This window comes from Pseudomonas sp. GM48, from assembly GCF_000282335.1.
Lineage (GTDB): Bacteria > Pseudomonadota > Gammaproteobacteria > Pseudomonadales > Pseudomonadaceae > Aquipseudomonas.
Genome location: NZ_AKJM01000108.1, coordinates 39770 through 61213 on the forward strand (window position 1 = coordinate 39770; position 21444 = coordinate 61213).

16 protein-coding genes are annotated in these 21444 nt (G+C 59.7%); 11 read left to right on the forward strand and 5 right to left on the reverse strand.

The window, feature by feature from the left end; genetic code table 11:
• Positions 1-123 precede the first annotated feature (123 nt).
• The 3 genes from acnD (at position 124) to prpD (ending at position 5598) form a co-directional block, all read left to right on the forward strand.
• Positions 124-2718 carry a Fe/S-dependent 2-methylisocitrate dehydratase AcnD gene (gene acnD / locus PMI28_RS09875; protein ID WP_007988912.1) on the forward strand — a complete coding sequence of 865 codons (2595 nt, stop codon included), beginning with the start codon at positions 124-126 and terminating at the stop codon, positions 2716-2718.
• A 66-nt stretch (positions 2719-2784) separates the two neighbouring features.
• A complete protein-coding gene (gene prpF / locus PMI28_RS09870; RefSeq protein WP_007988913.1) occupies positions 2785-3987 on the forward strand; it encodes a 2-methylaconitate cis-trans isomerase PrpF in 1203 nt (400 codons plus the stop codon).
• 126 nt (positions 3988-4113) lie between these two features.
• The gene (gene prpD / locus PMI28_RS09865; protein ID WP_033063481.1) at positions 4114-5598 is read left to right on the forward strand and encodes a 2-methylcitrate dehydratase; all 1485 of its coding nucleotides are present in this window, start codon (positions 4114-4116) and stop codon (positions 5596-5598) included.
• 135 nt (positions 5599-5733) lie between these two features.
• Here prpD and ppsR read toward each other — a convergent pair whose 3' ends face one another.
• Positions 5734-6552 (reverse strand): posphoenolpyruvate synthetase regulatory kinase/phosphorylase PpsR, encoded by an 819-nt coding sequence (gene ppsR / locus PMI28_RS09860; RefSeq protein WP_007988917.1) that lies wholly within the window; start codon positions 6550-6552, stop codon positions 5734-5736.
• 174 nt (positions 6553-6726) lie between these two features.
• On the opposite strand from ppsR, the gene ppsA reads away from it, so the two are divergent.
• From ppsA to PMI28_RS09820, 8 genes are all read left to right on the forward strand, one after another.
• Positions 6727-9102 (forward strand): phosphoenolpyruvate synthase, encoded by a 2376-nt coding sequence (gene ppsA, locus PMI28_RS09855; protein ID WP_007988920.1) that lies wholly within the window; start codon positions 6727-6729, stop codon positions 9100-9102.
• Between the two features lie 199 nt (positions 9103-9301).
• A complete protein-coding gene (locus PMI28_RS09850; RefSeq protein ID WP_033063482.1) occupies positions 9302-10291 on the forward strand; it encodes an alpha/beta fold hydrolase in 990 nt (329 codons plus the stop codon).
• A gap of 140 nt (positions 10292-10431) precedes the next feature.
• Entirely contained in the window at positions 10432-10920 is a 489-nt protein-coding gene (gene rraA / locus PMI28_RS09845; RefSeq protein WP_177318975.1) for a ribonuclease E activity regulator RraA, read from the forward strand.
• Between the two features lie 27 nt (positions 10921-10947).
• A complete protein-coding gene (locus tag PMI28_RS09840; RefSeq protein WP_007988926.1) occupies positions 10948-11943 on the forward strand; it encodes a zinc transporter ZntB in 996 nt (331 codons plus the stop codon).
• A gap of 62 nt (positions 11944-12005) precedes the next feature.
• Positions 12006-12254: a hypothetical protein gene (locus tag PMI28_RS09835; RefSeq protein ID WP_007988928.1), complete on the forward strand. Its 249-nt coding sequence runs from the start codon at positions 12006-12008 to the stop codon at positions 12252-12254.
• Between the two features lie 2 nt (positions 12255-12256).
• Positions 12257-13081, forward strand: coding sequence for a mechanosensitive ion channel family protein (locus tag PMI28_RS09830; RefSeq protein WP_007988930.1), 825 nt, complete (start codon positions 12257-12259; stop codon positions 13079-13081).
• Between the two features lie 90 nt (positions 13082-13171).
• Complete coding sequence (gene sigX, locus PMI28_RS09825; protein WP_081501451.1) at positions 13172-13762, forward strand: RNA polymerase sigma factor SigX; 591 nt, start codon at positions 13172-13174, stop codon at positions 13760-13762.
• 107 nt (positions 13763-13869) lie between these two features.
• Positions 13870-14916: an OmpA family protein gene (locus PMI28_RS09820; protein ID WP_007988933.1), complete on the forward strand. Its 1047-nt coding sequence runs from the start codon at positions 13870-13872 to the stop codon at positions 14914-14916.
• A gap of 75 nt (positions 14917-14991) precedes the next feature.
• Here PMI28_RS09820 and cobA read toward each other — a convergent pair whose 3' ends face one another.
• The 4 genes from cobA to nirB are packed head-to-tail and all read right to left on the reverse strand — an operon-like array spanning position 14992 to position 21272.
• Positions 14992-15777 carry a uroporphyrinogen-III C-methyltransferase gene (gene cobA, locus PMI28_RS09815; RefSeq protein ID WP_007988935.1) on the reverse strand — a complete coding sequence of 262 codons (786 nt, stop codon included), beginning with the start codon at positions 15775-15777 and terminating at the stop codon, positions 14992-14994.
• A 10-nt stretch (positions 15778-15787) separates the two neighbouring features.
• Positions 15788-18505: a nitrate reductase gene (locus PMI28_RS09810; protein WP_007988937.1), complete on the reverse strand. Its 2718-nt coding sequence runs from the start codon at positions 18503-18505 to the stop codon at positions 15788-15790.
• Complete coding sequence (gene nirD / locus PMI28_RS09805; protein WP_007988940.1) at positions 18505-18822, reverse strand: nitrite reductase small subunit NirD; 318 nt, start codon at positions 18820-18822, stop codon at positions 18505-18507. The genes PMI28_RS09810 and nirD overlap by 1 nt, the downstream gene beginning before the upstream one ends.
• The gene (nirB, locus tag PMI28_RS09800) at positions 18819-21272 is read right to left on the reverse strand and encodes a nitrite reductase large subunit NirB (protein ID WP_007988941.1); all 2454 of its coding nucleotides are present in this window, start codon (positions 21270-21272) and stop codon (positions 18819-18821) included. The genes nirD and nirB overlap by 4 nt, the downstream gene beginning before the upstream one ends.
• Between the last annotated feature and the right edge of the window lie 172 nt (positions 21273-21444).

Here is a 21444-nt window from a genome sequence, read left to right on the forward strand (position 1 = left end):
CCAACATTGATGTTGACTGCTACACCGCTTTCGCGAGCAAGCCCGCTCCCACATTTGACCGAGTCCAGATCAGTACCGGTGCCAGGCCCCACCTTTTGTAACTACCGTGACCGAGTCCTGACGATGAACACAAAATTCCGTAAACCGCTGCCGGGCAGCCACCTGGATTACTTCGATGTCCGCGCAGCGGTCGAGGCGATCCAGCCTGGCGCCTACGACACCCTGCCGTACACCTCCCGTGTGCTGGCGGAAAACCTTGTGCGTCGCTGCGACCCGGCCACGCTCACCGAATCCCTGAAGCAATTCATCGAGCGCAAGCGCGACCTCGACTTCCCGTGGTTCCCGGCCCGCGTGGTGTGCCACGACATTCTTGGCCAGACCGCGCTGGTGGACCTCGCTGGCCTGCGTGACGCCATCGCCCTGCAAGGCGGCGACCCGGCGCAAGTCAACCCGGTGGTGCCGACGCAGTTGATCGTCGACCACTCCCTGGCGGTCGAGCGTGGTGGTTTTGATCCGGACGCGTTCGAGAAGAACCGCGCCATCGAAGACCGTCGCAACGAAGACCGTTTCCACTTCATCAACTGGACCAAGAAGGCGTTCAAGAACGTCGACGTGATCCCGCCAGGCAACGGCATCATGCACCAGATCAACCTGGAGAAAATGTCTCCGGTGATTCAGGTGCGTGACGGCGTGGCCTTCCCCGACACCTGCGTCGGCACCGACAGCCACACCCCGCACGTCGATGCGCTGGGCGTGATCGCCATCGGTGTCGGTGGCCTCGAAGCCGAAAGCGTGATGCTCGGCCGCGCGTCCTGGATGCGTCTGCCGGAAAGCGTTGGCGTCGAACTGACCGGTAAGCTGCAACCGGGCATCACCGCCACCGACATGGTGCTGGCGCTGACCGAGTTCCTGCGCAAGCAAAAAGTCGTTGGCGCGTGGCTGGAATTCTTCGGTGAGGGCGCCTCGGCCCTGACCTTGGGCGACCGTGCAACCATTTCCAACATGGCCCCGGAATACGGCGCCACCGCGGCGATGTTCTACATCGACCAGCAGACCATCGACTACCTCAAGCTCACCGGTCGTGAAGACGAGCAGGTGCAGTTGGTCGAGAACTACGCCAAGCAGGTCGGCCTGTGGGCTGACAGCCTGAAAGACGCGCAATACGAGCGCGGCCTGACGTTCGACCTGTCCTCGGTGGTGCGCAACATGGCCGGCCCGAGCAATCCGCACGCCCGTGTGGCGGTTTCGGATCTGGCGGCCAAAGGCATCTCCGGTCAGTGGGACGACGTGCCTGGCCAGATGCCGGACGGTGCGGTGATCATCGCCGCCATCACCAGTTGCACCAACACCAGCAACCCGCGCAACGTGATCGCCGCCGGCCTGCTGGCGCGCAACGCCAACAAGCTCGGCCTGACCCGCAAGCCTTGGGTCAAGTCGTCCCTGGCACCGGGTTCGAAAACCGTGGCGCTGTACCTCGATGAAGCCGGCCTGACCGAAGAGCTGGACAAGCTCGGCTTCGGCGTCGTGGCTTTCGCCTGCACCACGTGCAACGGCATGTCCGGCGCACTGGACCCGGTGATCCAGCAAGAGATCATCGACCGCGACCTGTACGCCACTGCCGTGTTGTCCGGCAACCGTAACTTCGACGGGCGGATTCACCCGTACGCCAAGCAAGCGTTCCTCGCATCGCCGCCATTGGTGGTCGCCTATGCGATTGCCGGCACCATCCGTTTTGACATCGAGAAGGATGTGCTGGGCGTGGTGGATGGCAAGGAAATCCGCCTGAAAGACATCTGGCCGAGCGACGAAGAGATCGACGCAGTCGTGAAAGCCTCGGTCAAACCCGAGCAGTTCCGTCAGGTCTACATCCCGATGTTCGCCATCCACGAAGACACCGGCCCGAAAGTCGCGCCGCTGTACGAGTGGCGTGAAATGAGCACCTACATCCGCCGTCCGCCGTACTGGGAAGGCGCGCTGGCCGGCGCTCGTCCGCTCAAGGGTATGCGTCCGCTGGCGGTGCTGCCGGACAACATCACCACCGATCACCTGTCGCCGTCCAACGCGATCATGATGGACAGCGCCGCCGGCGAATACCTGGCGAAAATGGGCCTGCCGGAAGAGGACTTCAACTCTTACGCCACGCACCGCGGTGACCACCTGACGGCGCAGCGCGCGACCTTCGCCAACCCGAAACTGTTCAACGAAATGGTTCAGGAAAACGGCAAGGTCAAGCAAGGTTCGCTGGCCCGTGTCGAGCCGGAAGGCAAAGTGATGCGCATGTGGGAAGCCATCGAAACCTACATGGATCGCAAGCAGCCGCTGATCATCATCGCCGGCGCCGACTACGGTCAGGGTTCGTCCCGCGACTGGGCGGCCAAAGGCGTGCGTCTGGCGGGTGTGGAGGCGATTGCCGCCGAAGGTTTCGAACGCATTCACCGCACCAACCTGGTGGGCATGGGCGTGTTGCCGCTGGAGTTCAAGCCAGGCACCAACCGCCACACCCTGGCCATCGACGGCAGCGAAACCTACGACGTGATCGGTGATCGCACTCCGCGTGCCGAGCTGACGCTGGTGATCCATCGCAAGAACGGCGAACGCGTCGACGTGCCGGTGACCTGCCGCCTCGACACCGCCGAAGAAGTGTCGATCTACGAGGCCGGCGGCGTGCTGCAACGCTTCGCCCAGGACTTCCTCGAAGAGTCGGCGGTTGCCGTTTAACGCACGCAATACAGACACGGGGCTTCAAGTCCCGTGTCTGCTTTCAGATCAGGAGTAACGAGCACCATGGCTCACGCAGCTACGTTTCCAAAGCAAATAAGGATACCCGCCACTTACATGCGCGGCGGCACCAGCAAAGGCGTGTTCTTCAGTCTCAAGGACCTGCCCGAAGCGGCACAGGTCCCGGGCCCGGCCCGCGACGCGTTGCTGCTGCGCGTGATCGGCAGCCCCGACCCGTACGACAAACAAATCGACGGCATGGGCGGCGCGACCTCCAGCACCAGCAAAACCGTGATCCTGTCGAAAAGCACCAAGGCCGGTCACGACGTCGATTACCTGTTCGGTCAGGTGTCCATCGACAAGCCCTTCGTCGACTGGAGCGGCAACTGCGGCAACCTGTCGGCGGCGGTCGGTTCGTTCGCGGTCAGCAATGGTTTGGTGGACGCCAACCGCATTCCGCACAACGGCGTGGCGGTGGTTCGCGTGTGGCAGGCCAACATTGGCAAGACCATCATCGCCCACGTGCCGATCACCAATGGTGAAGTGCAGGAGACCGGCGATTTTGAACTCGACGGCGTGACCTTCCCGGCGGCCGAAGTGCAGATCGAGTTCCTCGATCCGGCAGCGGAAGAAGAGGGCGGCGGCGGTTCGATGTTCCCCACCGGCAACCTGGTCGATGACCTGGAAGTGCCCGGCGTCGGCACCTTCAAGGCGACCATGATTAACGCTGGTATCCCGACAATTTTTATCAATGCTGAAGACATCGGCTACAAGGGCACCGAGTTGCAGGGCGCAATCAACGGCGACCCGAAAGCCTTGCAGATGTTCGAAACCATCCGCGCTTACGGCGCATTGCGCATGGGCCTGATTTCCAACATCGACGAAGCGGCCAAACGCCAACACACGCCGAAAGTCGCCTTCGTCGCTAAACCGGCGGACTACGTGGCGTCCAGCGGCAAGGCGATTGCCGCAGGTGATGTCGACCTTCTGGTGCGTGCACTGTCCATGGGCAAGTTGCACCACGCGATGATGGGCACGGCGGCGGTGGCAATCGGCACGGCGGCGGCGATTTCCGGCACTCTGGTGAACCTCGCGGCGGGCGGTATCGAACGCAATGCGGTGCGCTTCGGCCACCCGTCCGGCACCCTGCGCGTCGGCGCCGAGGCCAGCCTGGTGAACGGCGAATGGACGGTGAACAAAGCCATCATGAGCCGCAGTGCGCGGGTGTTGATGGAAGGTTATGTGCGTGTGCCGGGCGATTCGTTCTGATCCATACCCTCTGTAGGAGCGAGCCTGCTCGCGATGGACCTGAGAGCACCACGGGGTGTCAGGCACCCAGCGTTATCGTTGACGACTATCGCGAGCAAGGCTCGCTCCTACAAGAGTGAATCGAACATGAGTGCCAACGTCGACCTGAACAACCGTCCCGACTACGACAAGGTCCTGCAGGACATTGCCGATTACGTGTTGAACTACAAAGTCGAGTCCAAGGAAGCTCTGGACACCGCCCGCAATTGCCTGATCGATACCTTGGGTTGTGGCTTGCTGGCCCTGCGCTTTCCCGAATGCACCAAGCACCTGGGACCTGTGGTCGAAGGCACCGTCGTGCCGTTCGGCGCCCGGGTTCCCGGCACGTCTTATCGGCTCGATCCGGTGAAGGCGGCTTGGGACATCGGCTGCATCGTGCGTTGGCTCGACTACAACGACACCTGGCTTGCGGCCGAGTGGGGACATCCGTCGGATAACCTCGGCGGCATTCTTGCGGTGGCCGATCACCTGTCGCAAAAGCGCCTGGCCAATGGCGAGGCGCCGCTGACCGTACGCACGGTACTTGAGGCGATGATCATGGCCCACGAGATCCAGGGCGTGATCGCCCTGGAAAACTCGTTCAACCGTGTCGGCCTCGATCACGTGATTCTGGTGAAAGTCGCCTCGACCGCGGTCACGGCCAGGCTGATGGGTGCCAATCGCGAGCAGTTGTTGTCGGCGTTGTCCCACGCCTTTGCTGACGGTCAGGCCTTGCGCACGTACCGGCATGCGCCGAATGCCGGCTCGCGCAAGTCCTGGGCGGCGGGCGATGCGTCCAGTCGTGGCGTGCGCCTGGCGGATATTGCGATGCGTGGCGAGATGGGTATTCCTGGTGTGTTGAGTGCCAGGCAGTGGGGCTTTTACGACGTACTGTTCAGCCATACCAACAATGATCTGGCGCTCAAGCCTGAAGATAAGCGGGCATTCAGCTTTTCGCGGCCGTACGGCAGCTATGTGATGGAAAACGTGCTGTTCAAGATCAGTTTTCCCGCCGAGTTCCACGCGCAAACGGCCTGCGAGGCGGCAGTGACGCTACATCCGCAAGTGTGTAATCGGCTGCATGAAATCGACAAAATCGTCATCACCACCCATGAATCGGCGATCCGCATCATTTCCAAGGTCGGCCCGTTGGCCAATGCCGCCGACCGCGATCATTGCATCCAGTACATGACTGCTGTGCCGCTGATCTTCGGCAACCTGGTGGCCGAGCACTACGAAGACGATTTCCACAGGGCGCATCCGCTCATCGATGTGCTGCGCGACAAGATGGTTATCGTCGAAGAACCGCGTTACAGCCGTGAATATCTGGAGGCCGACAAGCGCTCCATTGCCAATGCTCTGCAGGTGTTTTTCAACGACGGGTCTAGCACCGAGAATGTGGTGGTGGAGTACCCGATCGGGCATCGGCGGCGGCGGGCTGAAGGAATACCGTTGCTGGAGGAGAAATTCAGGGCGAACTTGCTGACACGATTCACTGATCAGCGTAGCGAGGAGATTTTTGCGCTGTGCAAGGATCAGCAGAGGTTTGAGGCGACAGCGGTGAACCGGTTTGTGGATTTGTTTGTTATCTGAAATGCCGCGTTATCGTTCTTCGCGAGCAAGCCCGCTCCCACATTGGGTCTGCCGTGAACACAAAATTTGTGCACGACCGAGATCCAGTGTGGGAGCGGGCTTGCTCGCGAAAGCGGCAGATCAGGCTCCGCAGGATTATTTGAATCGCCGCTCGACGCCTTTTTCCACAAGGATCTTCGCGGAGATTTCTTCCACGGAAAAATGCGTGGAGTTGATGTTCGGGATGTTTTCGCGGCGGAACAGGTTCTCGACCTCGCGCACTTCGAACTCGCACTGGGCGTAGCTCGAATAGCGGCTGTTGGGCTTGCGCTCGTTACGGATCGCGGTGAGGCGGTCCGGGTCGATGGTCAGGCCGAACAGCTTGTGCTGGTGGGCGCGCAGGGCGTTTGGCAGTTGCAGGCGTTCCATGTCGTCTTCGGTCAGCGGGTAGTTGGCTGCGCGGATACCGAATTGCATCGCCATGTACAGGCACGTCGGCGTCTTACCACATCGCGACACGCCCACTAGTATCAGGTCGGCCTTGTCGTAATAGTGCGTGCGGGCACCGTCGTCGTTGTCGAGGGCGAAGTTAACGGCCTCGATACGCTCCATGTAATTGGAGCTGGTGCCGATGGAGTGGGATTTGCCCACGGTGTAGGAAGAATGTTCGGTCAGTTCCTGTTCAAGCGGTGCCAGGAACGTCGAGAAAATGTCAATCATGAAACCATTCGAAGTTGCGAGAATCTCACGAATGTCCTGATTGACGATGGTGTCGAAGATAATCGGACGGAAGCCGTCGGTTTCGGCGGCTTTGTTGATTTGTTGTACCATGGCCCGCGCTTTGTCCACGTTGTCGATGTACGGCCGCGTGACTTTGCTGAAGGTAATGTTTTCGAACTGCGCCAGAAGGCTTTGACCCAGGGTTTCGGCGGTAATGCCGGTACCATCGGAGATAAAGAAAGCAGATCGTTTCATTTGCACCTTGGGCCTTAAGCTAGTGACGAATCTTGGATATGATAGGCGCGATTTGCCGGCCGCCAATGGCCCGCATTCTCACTTATTTTCCAGGTCCAGGCCATATAGCCGGCAAATGCTCACTTAAGCAGCCGGTTTCTGAGCTTTTCCAACACAGTTAGTGGAGAGATCACCTTGGTAGAGTACGTAGTTTCCCTCGATAAGCTCGGCAAACACGATGTTGAGCATGTGGGGGGCAAGAACGCATCCCTGGGCGAGATGATCAGCAACCTTGCAGGTGCCGGTGTATCGGTGCCCGGCGGCTTCGCCACGACCGCTCAGGCTTATCGTGATTTCCTGGAGTTGAGCGGCCTGAATCAGCAGATTCACGATGCACTGGATGCCCTGGACGTCGATGACGTGAATGCCCTGGCCAAGACTGGTGCCCAGATCCGCCAATGGATCATGGAGGCCGAGTTCCCTGAAAAACTGAATGCCGAAATTCGTACCGCGTTCGCCACGCTGTCCGCCGGCAACCCTGACATGGCCGTGGCCGTGCGCTCTTCCGCCACCGCCGAAGACTTGCCGGACGCTTCCTTTGCCGGCCAGCAGGAAACCTTCCTGAACATCCGTGGTGTCGAAAACGTCATTCGCGCCGCCAAAGAGGTGTTCGCCTCGCTGTTCAACGACCGTGCCATTTCCTATCGCGTGCACCAGGGCTTCGACCACAAGCTGGTTGCCCTGTCGGCTGGCGTGCAGCGCATGGTCCGCTCCGAAACCGGCACCGCCGGCGTGATGTTCACCCTCGATACCGAGTCGGGTTTCCGTGACGTGGTGTTCATCACCGGCGCCTACGGCCTGGGTGAAACCGTCGTACAAGGCGCGGTGAACCCGGATGAGTTCTACGTCCACAAGGGCACGCTGGCGGCCGGTCGCCCGGCGATCCTGCGCCGCAACCTGGGCAGCAAGGCCATCAAGATGATCTACGGCGACGAAGCCAAGGCCGGTCGTTCGGTCAAGACCGTCGACGTGGACAAGGCCGAGCGCGCACGTTTCTGCCTGACCGACGCCGAAGTGAGCGAGCTGGCCAAGCAGGCGATGATCATCGAGAAGCACTACCAGTGCCCGATGGACATCGAGTGGGCCAAGGACGGTGACGACGGCAAGCTGTACATCGTGCAGGCCCGCCCGGAAACCGTGAAGAGCCGCACCCAGGCCAACGTCATGGAGCGTTACCTGTTGAAAGAAACCGGCACCGTGCTGGTGGAAGGTCGTGCCATTGGCCAGCGCATCGGCGCCGGCAAGGTCCGCATCATCAAGGACGTGTCCGAGATGGACAAGGTCCAGCCAGGCGACGTACTGGTGTCCGACATGACCGACCCGGACTGGGAACCGGTGATGAAGCGCGCCAGCGCGATCGTCACCAACCGTGGCGGCCGTACTTGCCACGCGGCGATCATCGCCCGTGAGCTGGGTATTCCAGCGGTAGTCGGTTGCGGCAACGCCACCCAGCTGTTGAAAGACGGCCAGGGCGTGACCGTTTCCTGCGCTGAAGGTGACACCGGCTTCATCTTCGAAGGCGAACTGGGCTTCGACATCAAGAAGAACTCCGTGGACGCCATGCCTGAGCTGCCGTTCAAGATCATGATGAACGTCGGCAACCCGGACCGCGCCTTCGACTTCGCCCAACTGCCGAACGCCGGTGTGGGCCTGGCTCGCCTGGAGTTCATCATCAACCGCATGATCGGCGTGCACCCTAAAGCACTGCTGAACTACGACGGTCTGCCGCTGGACATCAAGGAAAGCGTCGACAAGCGTATTGCCGGTTACAACGATCCGGTCGGCTTCTACGTCGAGAAACTGGTCGAAGGCATCAGCACCCTGGCGGCTGCGTTCTGGCCGAAGAAAGTCATCGTGCGTCTGTCGGACTTCAAGTCCAACGAATACGCCAACCTGATCGGCGGCAAGCTCTACGAGCCGGAAGAAGAAAACCCGATGCTGGGCTTCCGCGGCGCTTCGCGTTACATCAGCGAATCGTTCCGTGACTGCTTCGAACTCGAATGCCGCGCCCTCAAGCGCGTGCGCAACGAGATGGGCCTGACCAACGTCGAAATCATGGTGCCGTTCGTTCGTACCCTGGGTGAAGCGAGCCAGGTAGTCGATCTGCTGGCGGAAAACGGTCTGGCCCGTGGCCAGAATGGCCTGCGCGTGATCATGATGTGCGAACTGCCGTCCAACGCCATCCTGGCTGAAGAATTCCTCGAATTCTTCGACGGTTTCTCCATCGGCTCCAACGACCTGACCCAGCTGACCCTGGGCCTGGACCGTGACTCCGGGATCATCGCGCACCTGTTCGATGAGCGTAATCCGGCGGTCAAGAAGCTGCTGGCCAACGCCATTGCCGCGTGCAACAAGGCCGGCAAGTACATCGGCATCTGCGGTCAGGGCCCTTCGGACCACCCGGACCTGGCCAAGTGGCTGATGGAGCAGGGCATTGAAAGCGTTTCGTTGAACCCGGACTCCGTACTGGAAACCTGGTTCTTCCTGGCAGAGGGTCAGGCTTCGGCTTGATCCTGTGTGAACGGGCCGCTCTCTCTCTGTAGGAGCGAGCTTGCTCGCGATGGACGTCAACGATAACGCGTTTATCCTGGGTAAACGTGGTGTCCTGAAGTTCTTCGCGAGCAGGGCTCGCTCCTACAGGGAGCGGTCTTTTTGAGATTCAAGTAGGGCGGGCTCCTGTAGGATGCCGCCCTTTTTTGTGCAAGAGATTATGCAAAGCAGCAGCAACCTATTTCCTGTCGCCCTGATCAGCGCCGAACGGCGCGGCGATCTGAGCGAAGATGTGTATCGTTTGAAACCCGGCAACAGCCCCGACTTCACCGTCGAGCTGGCTGTGACGCGTCTCGGCATGGCCGATGAACCGGCAACCCGCGGCGTGCCGGTGATCCTGCTGCACGGCAGCTTTTCCAATCGCCGGTTCTGGTTTTCTCCCAAGGGCCTGGGGTTGGGCGCTTATCTGGCTCGCTTGGGATTCGACGTCTGGATTCCGGAAATGCGCGGTCACGGCTTGTCCCAGCGTAACCACGACTACCGCAAGAACCGTGTCGCCGACTACGCTCGCTACGATCTGCCAGCCATTGGCGCGTTCGTGCGCGAGCAGAGCGGGCAGGTACCGCACTGGATCGGTCACTCGCTGGGCGGCATTACATTGGCGGCGGCGCTGGGCGGCGAGTACATCGGTGAGCCAGTCGTGGCTTCGGCGGCGTTTTTTGGTACCCAGGTCAGTCGCAACTATTGGCCATTGAAGATTCCGCCGGTGGAGTGGGGCGGCCGCTTCATTCTCAAGCGTTTTGCCCAGTTGTCCGGTTCAAGACTCAAGCGTGGCCCGGAAGACGAGCCAATCGGCCTGGCCCTGGAAAGCATGCGTTGGTACGGCCTGTTCGGGCGCTTTGGCGATGCCGATAAAAACTGGTGGGCGGGTTTGGCCGAGGTCAAGTTGCCGGTGCTTGCAGTGAGCGCTGCGGGTGATCATCAGGATCCTGCATGGGCTTGTCGCAAACTGTTCGATCAGCTCGGTTCCGGGCACAAGCAATTTATCAATCTGGGTCGCGATCAAGGTTTTGCCGATAATTTCGGCCATGTTGAAATGCTTGTCAGCAAGCCCGCCCAGGCCGAAGTCTGGCCTTTGGTGGCCCGCTGGCTGGCGGACCAGCAGACACCGTTGTTGGGAGAACAGCGGGATTTGGCCGCGGCGGTTTGAGCCTGACGCTCTAACAAGGGCATTTCGCTCTGGTCGGCTTGCGGCTAAGATATGACGCATTGAGCTGTTCTGGTCACTTTCAGTGACTGAGCCATCACTGATGTTCGTGCTGTCTTCCTCTTTACAGGAGTTTCTCGATGATCCATTACCTCACGCCTGACCTGTGCGACGCCTATCCGGAACTGGTGCAGGTGCTGGAACCGATGTTCAGCAATTTCGGCGGCCGTGATTCCTTCGGTGGCGAAATCGTGACCATCAAGTGCTTCGAAGATAACTCGCGGGTCAAGGAGCAAGTCGAGCTCAAGGGGAATGGCAAAGTGCTGGTGGTCGACGGTGGCGGTTCCCTGCGTCATGCGTTGCTGGGTGACATGCTGGCCGAGAAAGCCGCGAAAAACGGTTGGGAAGGGCTGGTGATCTACGGTTGCATCCGCGACGTCGATATCATCGCGCAGACCGATCTGGGCGTTCAGGCCCTCGCCAGCCACCCGAGGAAATCCGACAGGCGCGGGCTCGGCGATCTCAACGTTGTGGTGACGTTTGCCGGTGTGACGTTCCGTCCAGGCGAATACATTTATGCGGACAACAATGGCGTGATCATCTCGCCAGTCCCGCTGAAGATGCCTGAATAAAGCGTTGAGCCAGTCAAAGGGGTGAGGATGTTCGAGGAAGAAAACGCGCAATGGGGGCTGGTGCATGCCCTGGTGCTGGACGGTAAAGGCGGTGCGCGTTCGATAGCCCGGACAGAACTCGACGACTTGCAGCTGCAGGCCCATGAAAGCCTGTGGTTGCACTGGGATCGCAGTCATCCGCAAACCCAGACCTGGTTACGCAAATCCAGCGGTCTGAGCGAATTCAGCTGTGACCTGCTACTCGAAGAAAACACCCGTCCGCGACTTTTACAGCTTTCCGACAGCGAACTGCTGCTATTTTTGCGCGGGGTCAATCTGAACCCCGGTGCCGAGCCGGAAGACATGGTGTCGGTGCGGATCTTCGGCTCTGCCCAGCGTGTCATTTCCCTGCGTTTGCGTCCGTTGCGTGCCACTGAAGAGCTGCTGGTGCAACTGTCCGAAGGCAAAGGGCCGAAAACAACCTCCGAACTCATCCTGTACATGGCGCAGTACCTCACCAACAAGGTGCAGGATCTGGTCAGCGACCTCTCGGAAGTGGTCGATGAGGAAGAAGAAAAACTGGATGCCGACGAACGGTATGCGCCGGAGCACGGTGCCGTATTGCAGATCCGGCGCAGGGCCGCCGCGTTGAAGCGTTTTCTCGCTCCGCAGCGAGATATTTTCGGGCAGTTGACGCGGATCAAGTTGCCCTGGTTCGTCGAGGACGATGGTGATTACTGGAACGAATTGAACAACAGCCTGACCCGCTACCTCGAGGAGCTGGAATTGACCCGGGAGCGGGTGGGGCTGGTCCTGGAAGCCGAAGACCGTCGGTTGAGCGTGCGCATGAATCGCACGATGTATCGCTTCGGGATCATCACCGGGATCTTTTTGCCAATGAGTTTTCTGACTGGGCTTTTGGGGATCAACGTCGGTGGAATTCCATTCTCTGCAAGCCCTTACGGCTTTCTGATCGCCTGCCTGATGATGGTCTCGGTGGCGTTGGGACAGTGGTGGTTATTCCGACGTTTGCGCTGGGTCTGAGGAAAACCATGTGACCCGAGCAAAACTGACCGCGTCTTCCACAGACATCACGAGAGGTGCGTATGCACGATCCGTTTGAACAGTCTTTACGCGACATGCTCAAGGCTTCGCCGACCACCCGGGACGACGATGCGTGCCTGGGGCGCGTGCTGAAAACCGCCAACCGCCAGGTCGGCGCCGGTGATTTGTTCAGTCTGCTGGGGCGTTGGTTGCCTGCACTGATGATCGCCCTGAATAACGGATCGGCCCATGTCGCGCCGGTATCCCGTCTTCGTAAACCTGCTGCTCGCACTGCTGATAAGGCTGATTGAATATGGAACTTGATCTCTGGACTCAGAGCCTCGTCACTGCAATGACTGCGTTGTGGACCAAGGTTGCGAACTTCATTCCGAACCTGTTCGGCGCACTGGTTGTGTTGCTGTTGGGTTTTGTCGTGGCCAAACTGCTGGACACCTTGCTCTCCAAGTTGCTCGCCAAACTGGGCCTTGACCGCTTGATGGGTGGCACCGGCCTGACCAAACTGCTGTCCCGCGCTGGATTGCATGTCCCTATTTCGACACTGATCGGCAAAATCGTCTATTGGTTCGTTCTGCTTATTTTTCTGGTTTCTGCCGCAGAATCTCTTGGTCTTGAGCGGGTTTCAGCTACGCTGGATATGCTTGCGTTGTATTTGCCGAAAGTATTCGGCGCGGCGCTGGTGCTGCTGGTAGGTGTTTTGCTGGCGCAGCTGGCCAACGGGCTGGTGCGCGGAGCAGCAGAGGGCGTGGGCCTGGACTATGCTTCAGGGCTTGGACGAATTGCCCAGGGCCTGGTGATCATCATCAGTATTTCGGTCGCGATCAGCCAGTTGGAGGTCAAGACTGACCTGCTCAACCATGTGATCGTGATTGTATTGATAACCGTTGGTCTGGCGGTAGCGCTGGCCATGGGGTTGGGAAGCCGGGAAATTGCCGGCCAGATTCTGGCGGGAATCTATGTGCGTGAGCTGTACCAGGTTGGGCAACAAGTGCGTGTTGGCGAGGTCGAAGGCCAGATCGAAGAGATCGGCACGGTTAAAACCACATTGCTGACCGATGAGGGTGAGCTAGTCTCTCTTTCCAATCGGATCCTCCTTGAGCAGCACGTGAGTAGCCGCTAACCCGGCAAACCCTGCTAATGTATGCCGCCGCAAAATGCCTGCTGATGCTGGCTGCGGCGGACATTGACCTGACTGTCGGCCCGACTTGTTTTGAATAAAGCCCAATCGCTATCCATGCGCTACGACCCCCGCGAGCTCTCTGATGAGGAGTTGGTGGCGCGCGCGCATACAGAGCTATTTCACGTAACGCGTGCCTATGAAGAACTGATGCGGCGTTACCAGCGAACATTATTTAATGTGTGTGCACGATATCTCGGGAACGATCGCGACGCAGACGATGTCTGTCAGGAGGTCATGTTGAAGGTGCTGTATGGCCTGAAGAACTTCGAAGGTAAATCGAAGTTCAAGACATGGCTATATAGCATCACGTACAACGAATGCATCACACAGTATCGGAAGGAACGGCGAAAGCGTCGCTTGATGGACGCATTGAGTCTTGACCCCCTTGAGGAAGCGTCCGAAGAAAAGGCGCCGAAACCTGAGGAAAAGGGTGGACTTGATCGCTGGCTAGTGTATGTGAACCCGATTGACCGCGAAATTCTGGTGCTACGTTTTGTCGCAGAGCTGGAGTTTCAGGAGATCGCAGACATCATGCATATGGGTTTGAGTGCAACAAAAATGCGGTACAAACGCGCTCTAGATAAATTGCGTGAGAAATTTGCAGGCATTGCTGAAACTTAGTTCAGCGCAAATATCTCTTACGTGTAGGCAAGTTCTGTTAGACTTGCCGCCGAGTTGTCCCCCGGTTTGCGGGACTGCTTCACAATCACCAGATGGGGATTTAACGGATGAAACTGAAAAACACCTTGGGCTTGGCCATTGGTACTCTTATTGCCGCTACTTCGTTCGGCGCACTGGCACAAGGCCAAGGCGCAGTTGAAGGCGAGCTCAACTACGGGAAGAAGTACAACGACAGCATTAACAATGTTGAAGACGGCTACACTCCTGGCGCCTCCATCGGTTACTTCTTGACCGACGACGTATCGTTGAACTTGACCTACAACAACGATGACCACACCCGTTCGAACAACAACACCGGCAACCAGAAAATCGAGGGCGACCAGTTCGGTCTGAACGCTCAGTACCACTTCAACAACGCTGGCGACGCTCTGCGTCCTTACGTTCAAGGTGGTGTCAAGCACGGCAGCATGACCAACGTAGCCGCTGACGGCCACACCGGTCGTGACCAGTCGACTTTCCTGACTGCTGGCGCTGGCCTGAAGTACTACTTCCTCGAAAACGTCTACGCTCGTGCTGGCGTAGAAGCTGACTACAAACTGGACAACGGCCGTTGGGACTACATCCCGTCCGTAGGTCTGGGTGTGAACTTCGGTGGCGGCAACAAGCCTGCTGCTGCTCCGGTTCCAGCACCAGAAGTCTGCTCCGACAGCGACAACGACGGCGTTTGCGACAACGTTGACAAGTGCCCTGACACCCCAGCCAACGTAACTGTTGACGCTGATGGCTGCCCAGCTGTTGCTGAAGTTGTTCGTGTAGAGCTGGACGTGAAGTTCGACTTCGACAAGGCTGCAGTCAAGCCAAACAGCTACGGCGACATCAAGAACCTGGCTGACTTCATGAAGCAGTACCCATCCACCACCACTACTGTTGAAGGTCACACTGACAACGTCGGTCCTGACGCTTACAACCAGAAACTGTCCGAGCGTCGTGCAAACGCCGTTAAGCAAGTTCTGACCAACCAGTACGGTGTTGAGTCGTCCCGCGTTCAGTCCGTTGGCTACGGCGAATCCCGCCCAGTTGCTGACAACAAAACTGAAGCTGGTCGCGCTGTTAACCGTCGCGTAGAAGCGCAGGTTGAAGCTCAAGCTAAGTAATTAGCTCGCAGCTCTGAGAAAAGCCCGGCTCAGGCCGGGCTTTTCTTTGTCTGCGATTTGGTGAGAAGGGACGCGTCAGGCGCGTTGATATCCAACATTGATGTCGACGGACAGAGCCTCTTCGCGAGCAGGCTCGCTCCCACAGGAGGGGATGGAGTTGGCTGCGACTGCGCCAATCACCAGGATTGCCGGGCTTTTCAATTTGAAGGCACAGGCATCTTCCTCCATTGCCATCAGGCTGCTTCGACATTCCCGTTGATGCGGCAACGATGCATTTTCAATCATTGCCACCGGCGTATCTGCCGCCATTGCCCCCGCCAGCAGTTGCTCACGGATCTCGCTGAGCTTCGCCACCCCCATGTAGATCACAAGTGTCGTGCCACCTTGGGCCAGCGCTTGCCAGTTCAGGCTGCTGTCATCCTGAGTGTGGGCGGTCACCAGCGTCACCCCTCGTGCCACGCCGCGCAGGGTCAATGGAATATCGCATTGCGTCGCGCCCGCCAGGCCGGCGGTAATGCCGTTGACCAATTCGGTCTCGACACCACGCTCGCGTAGCCACTGCGCTTCTTCACCGCCACGCCCGAAGATGCACGGGTCGCCACCCTTGAGTCGCACCACGCATTTTCCCTGACGGGCATAACGCAGCATCAGGCGATGGATAAAGGCTTGCGGTGTTGAACGACAGCCACCGCGCTTACCCACTGGAATTATCCGCGCGCCGGGGCAGTGTTCCAGCACGGCATCGTTGACCAGATCATCGATCAGCACCACATCCGCTTCTCTCAACGCCCGAACAGCTTTGAGGGTCAGTAATTCAGGATCGCCGGGACCTGCACCCACCAGCCAGACTTTTGCGCTCATAGTGTTTTCCTCACGAGATGGCGGCTTGCGGCTGCGCGGTGGCGGCCAGCAAACGCTTGATTTCCGGGACGCAGGAGCCGCATTGCGTGCCGCAACCCAATTCTTGTTTCAAACCTTGCAAGTCCAGGCCGCGGCGGATGCCGGCGCAGACCGCGTTTTGGCTGACGTTTTTGCAGTTGCACAGGGTTTTGTTGCCGATTGCTTCGGCGTCGACCTGGCCCGGTGGGGCACTCAGTGGCGCGAGCAGCCAGCGCCGTAGCTGTTCGTCGGCGCGACCTTCGAGCCAGAGGCTCTGCAGCCAGTGCCGGGCGAGGGTTTCACCCGCGAGGCGGATCGCAGTGATCCGGCCGTTCTCGATCCGCACCCGCTTACCGATGGAGCGTCGCGGGTCGTCGTAGGCCAGGACCGGTCCATCGTTCAGCCCCAGGCATTGATCGATATCGCGCAGCAGTTGCGGATCTGGCGCCGTGGCGCTGGCAGCGCGTATCAGCAGCGCAGGGCGCTCACGACCGGTCAGGCTGAGGCTGACGTAGGAAAATGCCTCGCAGAGGGGGCGTAGCGTCTCAAAATGCTGTTGGACATCGCCCTCTATCAGCGCGAAAAGGTGCCAGGGCAATTGCACCGGCTCCAGTCGCACGCCGCTGTGTTTGAGCTCCGGTTGTTTCGACAACGGGTCGAAGGCGGGCAGGGTGAGGCTGTTTACGCCCCCCTTGAGAAAACGGTCACCAAAATGCATCGGCAAGAAGGCTTGGCCCGGACGTACGCTGTCGTCACTGGCGACCGGCACGATCACCGCGCCGCGGCGGCTTTTCAGGCTGATCAAATCTCCCGTTTGCAGGCGATGCCGGCGCAGCTCATCCGGGTGCAGGCTCAACACGGCTTCACTGACATGACCGAACAACTGCGCGGCGGTACCGGTGCGGCTCATTCCGTGCCATTGATCGCGCAGACGACCGGTGATCAGCGTTAGCGGGAAGCGCGCATCCCGTTGTTCCTTGGCGGCGCGATACGGATCGGTCACGAACTGCGCGCGGCCGCTGGAGGTCGGGAAAATGCCGTCGAGATAGAGGCGGGCGGTGCCAGCACTGGACCCCGCAGGAAAGGGCCATTGTTGCGGGCCGATTTTGTCGATCAGCCCGTGGCTGATCCCGGACAAGTCCAGATCCCGTCCACGCGTCAGCTGTTTGTATTCGTCGAAGATCTGCGCCGGGGTGTCAAAGGCAAACAGGCTGGTCGCTTGCGGACGCAGATGTTTCTCCAGGCGCTGTGCGAAATCCACCGTGATCGCCCAGTCCGGACGCGCTTCACCCGGTGCGACAATCGCGCGACGGACGTGGGAAATACGCCGTTCGGAGTTGGTCACCGTGCCGTCCTTTTCGCCCCAGCTGGCGGCGGGCAGCAACAGGTCGGCATACCTGGCGGTTTCGGTGGTGCGAAAGGCCTCCTGCAAGACCACGAACGGGCAGGCTTGCAGTGCTGCGCGCACGGCGGTTTGATCGGGAAGAGATTGCGCGGGGTTGGTGCAGGCGATCCACAAGGCTTTGATCTTGCCGCTGGCCACCTGCTCAAACAACTCGATGGCAGACAGCCCCGGGTTTTCAGGCAGTTGATCAACACCCCAGTAAGCGGCCACGTCGGCACGGTGCTCAGGGTTGGCGGCGTCACGATGGCCGGGCAGCAGGTTGGATAAACTGCCGGTTTCCCGTCCGCCCATGGCATTCGGCTGACCGGTCAACGAGAAAGGACCTGCACCCGGACGGCCAATCTGCCCGGTGGCCAGGTGCAGATTGATCAAGGCACTGTTTTTCGCGCTGCCGGCGGTGGATTGGTTCAACCCCATGCACCACAGCGACAGAAAGCTCGGTGATGTGCCGATCCACTCGGCACATTGCTGCAATTGCCCGACGCTGATTCCGCAGAGCTGCGACACCATCTGCGGCGTGTAATCGCGCACCAGTTTCTTCAGCTCGGGTAAGCCTTCGGTATGGTCCTTGATGAAGTCACGGTCGATCCAGTCTTCCCACAGCAGCAGATGCAAAATCCCATGGAACAAGGCGACATCGGTGCCAGGCAAAATCGCCAGGTGCAGGTCAGCCAGATCGCAGGTGTCTGTACGACGTGGGTCAATGACGATGACTTTCATCTGTGGCCGCCGGGATCTGGCTTCTTCCAGTCGGCGAAACAGTACCGGGTGGGCGTAGGCCATGTTACTGCCGACGATCATCACGCAATCGCTCAATTCCAGGTCTTCATAGCTGCAGGGCGGCGCGTCGGCACCCAGGCTGCGCTTGTAGCCGACCACCGCCGACGACATGCACAGCCGTGAATTGCTGTCGATGTTGTTGGTGCCCACCAGCGCCCGAGCCAGTTTGTTGAAGGCGTAGTAGTCCTCGGTCAGCAACTGCCCGGAAATGTAGAACGCCACGCTGTCCGGGCCATGTTCGGCAATGGTTTTGGCGAAAATGCTGGCGGCGTGATCAAGCGCGGTATCCCAGTCGGTGCGGCTGCGCGCCAGGCCTTTGCCCAGGCGCAGTTCGGGATACAACGCCCGCGCCGTCAAGTCGCCGGTCAGGTGCAGGGTCGAGCCCTTGCTGCACAATTTGCCGAAATTGGCCGGGTGCGCCGGATCGCCGCTGACGCCGAGGATACGCTCGCCGTCATGCTCGATCAGCACGCCGCAGCCGACTCCGCAATAGCAGCAGGTAGACGCGGTGATCTGGCGGTCCATCAGCCTGCGTCCCGCAAGGCCAGCATCACTCGGCCATTTTCGACCCGCGCCGGATGGTGGTGGGCGCAGCCGACGTCCGGGGCCAGGGCTTCGCCGCTTTCCAGGTCGATTTGCCAGTTGTGCAACGGGCAAGCCACACGTTTGCCGTAGATCAGACCTTGGGACAGCGGCCCGCCCTTATGCGGGCAACGGTCGTCGAGGGCGAACACTTCGTCGTCGCTGGTACGAAAAATCGCGATGTCACCCTTAGGGCCGGCGACGATCCGCGAGCCCAGGGCATTGATTTCTTCCAGTGCGCAGATATCCAGCCAGTTCATGCCAGCACCTCCAGGTTTTTCACGGGGATGACGTCGAATTCTTTTTTCAGCTGTGGCTGTTCCAGGCGTTCCTTCCACGGGTCCTGTTCGAACGACAGGGAAAATTGCAGACGGTCGTTGAGCGCCTTGCGACGCTCCGGGTCTTCAAGCACGGCTTTCTTGATATGGTCCATGCCTACCCGCTGTAGGTAGTGCACGGTGCGCTCCAGGTAAAAGGCTTCCTCGCGATAGAGCTGCAGGAATGCACCGTTGTATTCGCGGACTTCTTCGGCGGTTTTCAGTTTGACGAAGAATTCCGCGACTTCGGTCTTGATCCCGCCGTTGCCACCGATGTACATCTCCCAGCCGGAATCGACGCCGATGATTCCTACGTCCTTGATGCCCGCTTCCGAACAGTTGCGTGGGCACCCGGAGACCGCCAGTTTCACTTTGTGCGGCGACCACATGTTGAACAGGTCGTGCTCCAGCTCGATGCCCAACTGTGTGGAATTTTGCGTGCCGAAGCGGCAGAACTCGCTGCCGACGCAGGTTTTCACCGTGCGGATGGATTTGCCGTAGGCGTGGCCGGACGGCATGTCGAGGTCCTTCCAGACGCCTGGCAAGTCCTGCTTTTTAATCCCCAGCAAGTCGATGCGCTGACCGCCGGTGACCTTGACCATCGGCACGTTGTACTTGTCGGCAACGTCGGCAATGCGCCGCAGTTCCGAAGGATTGGTCACGCCGCCCCACATCCGCGGGACTACCGAGTAGGTGCCGTCTTTCTGAATGTTGGCGTGGGCGCGTTCGTTGATCAGGCGCGATTGCGGATCGTCTTTGGCTTCCCCCGGCCAGGTGGAAATCAGGTAGTAGTTGAGCGCCGGCCGGCAGGTGGCGCAGCCGTTGGGTGTGCGCCAGTTCAGGTAGCTCAGGGTGCCGGCGATGGTCAGCAGGTGCTGCTCGCGGATGGCCTGGCGGATTTGCCCGTGGTTGAGGTCGCTGCAGCCGCAGATGGCTTTTTCGCTTTTCGGTTTGACGTCGGCGGCGCCGCCCACCGTGTTGATCAGGATCTGTTCCACCAACCCCGCGCACGAACCGCAGGAACTGGCAGCCTTGGTGTGTTTCTTGACTTCGTCGACACTGAACAGCCCGTGTTCCTGAATGGCCTTGACGATGGTGCCTTTGCACACGCCGTTGCAGCCGCAGACTTCGGCCGTGTCGGCCATGCTCATGGCTTTGTCCTGACCCTGATGTCCTACGTCGCCAAGCGCATTTTCACCGAACATCAAGTGATCGCGGATCTCGCCGATGGCGTGATTCTCACGGATCTGCCGGAAATACCAGCCGCCATCTGCCGTATCGCCGTACAGACAGGCGCCTACCAGCACGTCATCCTTGATCACCAGTTTCTTGTAGACCCCGCCGATCGGGTCCGAGAGGGTAATGGTCTCGGTGCCTTCACCGCCCATGAAGTCGCCGGCGGAAAACAGGTCGATGCCGGTGACCTTCAATTTGGTCGAGGTCACCGACCCCTTGTAGGTGGCAAAACCGAGTTGGGCGAGGTGGTTGGCGCAGACTTTGGCCTGTTCGAACAGTGGCGCCACCAAACCATAGGCGATGCCGCGGTGGCTGGCACACTCGCCGATGGCATAGATTCGCGGGTCGTAGGTTTGCAGTGTGTCGTTGACCAGAATCCCGCGGTTGCACGGAATGCCGGATTTCTCTGCCAGTTCGGTATTGGGGCGAATACCGGCAGCCATCACCACCAGGTCCGCAGGGATGATGTCGCCGTTCTTGAATTGCACCGAACCGACCCGGCCATTGCCCGCGTCGTGCAAGGCCTGGGTCTGCTCGCACAGGCGAAAATGCAGGCCGCGAGACTCCAGGGCGGTTTGCAGTAGCTGGCCGCTGGTCTTGTCCAGTTGCCGCTCCAGCAACCACTCGCCGATATGCACCACGGTGACGTGCATGCCCCGCAACATCAGGCCGTTGGCGGCTTCCAGGCCGAGCAGGCCGCCACCGATCACGACAGCGTGCCGGTAGGTTTTCGCGGTGTCGATCATGGCCTGGGTGTCGGCGATGTCGCGGTAGCCGATCACGCCCTCAAGGGTGTTGCCGGGAATGGGCAGGATGAAGGGCGTCGAGCCGGTGGCGATCAGCAGGCGATCGTATTCGGCTTCACTGCCGTCTTCGGCAATGACCCGGCGCTTGACCCGGTCGATCTCCACCACTTTGCGGTTGAGCAGCAGTTTGATGTTGTTGTCCAGGTACCAGTCCAGATCGTTGAGCACGATCTCTTCGAAGGTCTGTTCGCCCGCCAGCACCGGCGACAACAGGATGCGGTTGTAGTTGGTGTGCGGTTCGGCACCGAAGACCGTGATGTCGTAGAGCTCCGTGCTCAGTTTGAGCAGTTCTTCCAGGGTCCGGACCCCGGCCATGCCGTTGCCGATCATCACCAGTTTTAGTTTTTTCATCAGGTTCTCCGGGGAGCTCAGGCCTGCCTCATCAGGGTTCAGGCCATGCTCGACAAATTTTGCGCAAACAAAAAAAGGCGTCCCGCTAGTTGCCTAGCGAGGACGCCTTTGTCCTGGTCCCGTTCTCTCGGGAAGTGCAGCCTTCGTCGTTGAAGCCTGCGCTTTATGTCTG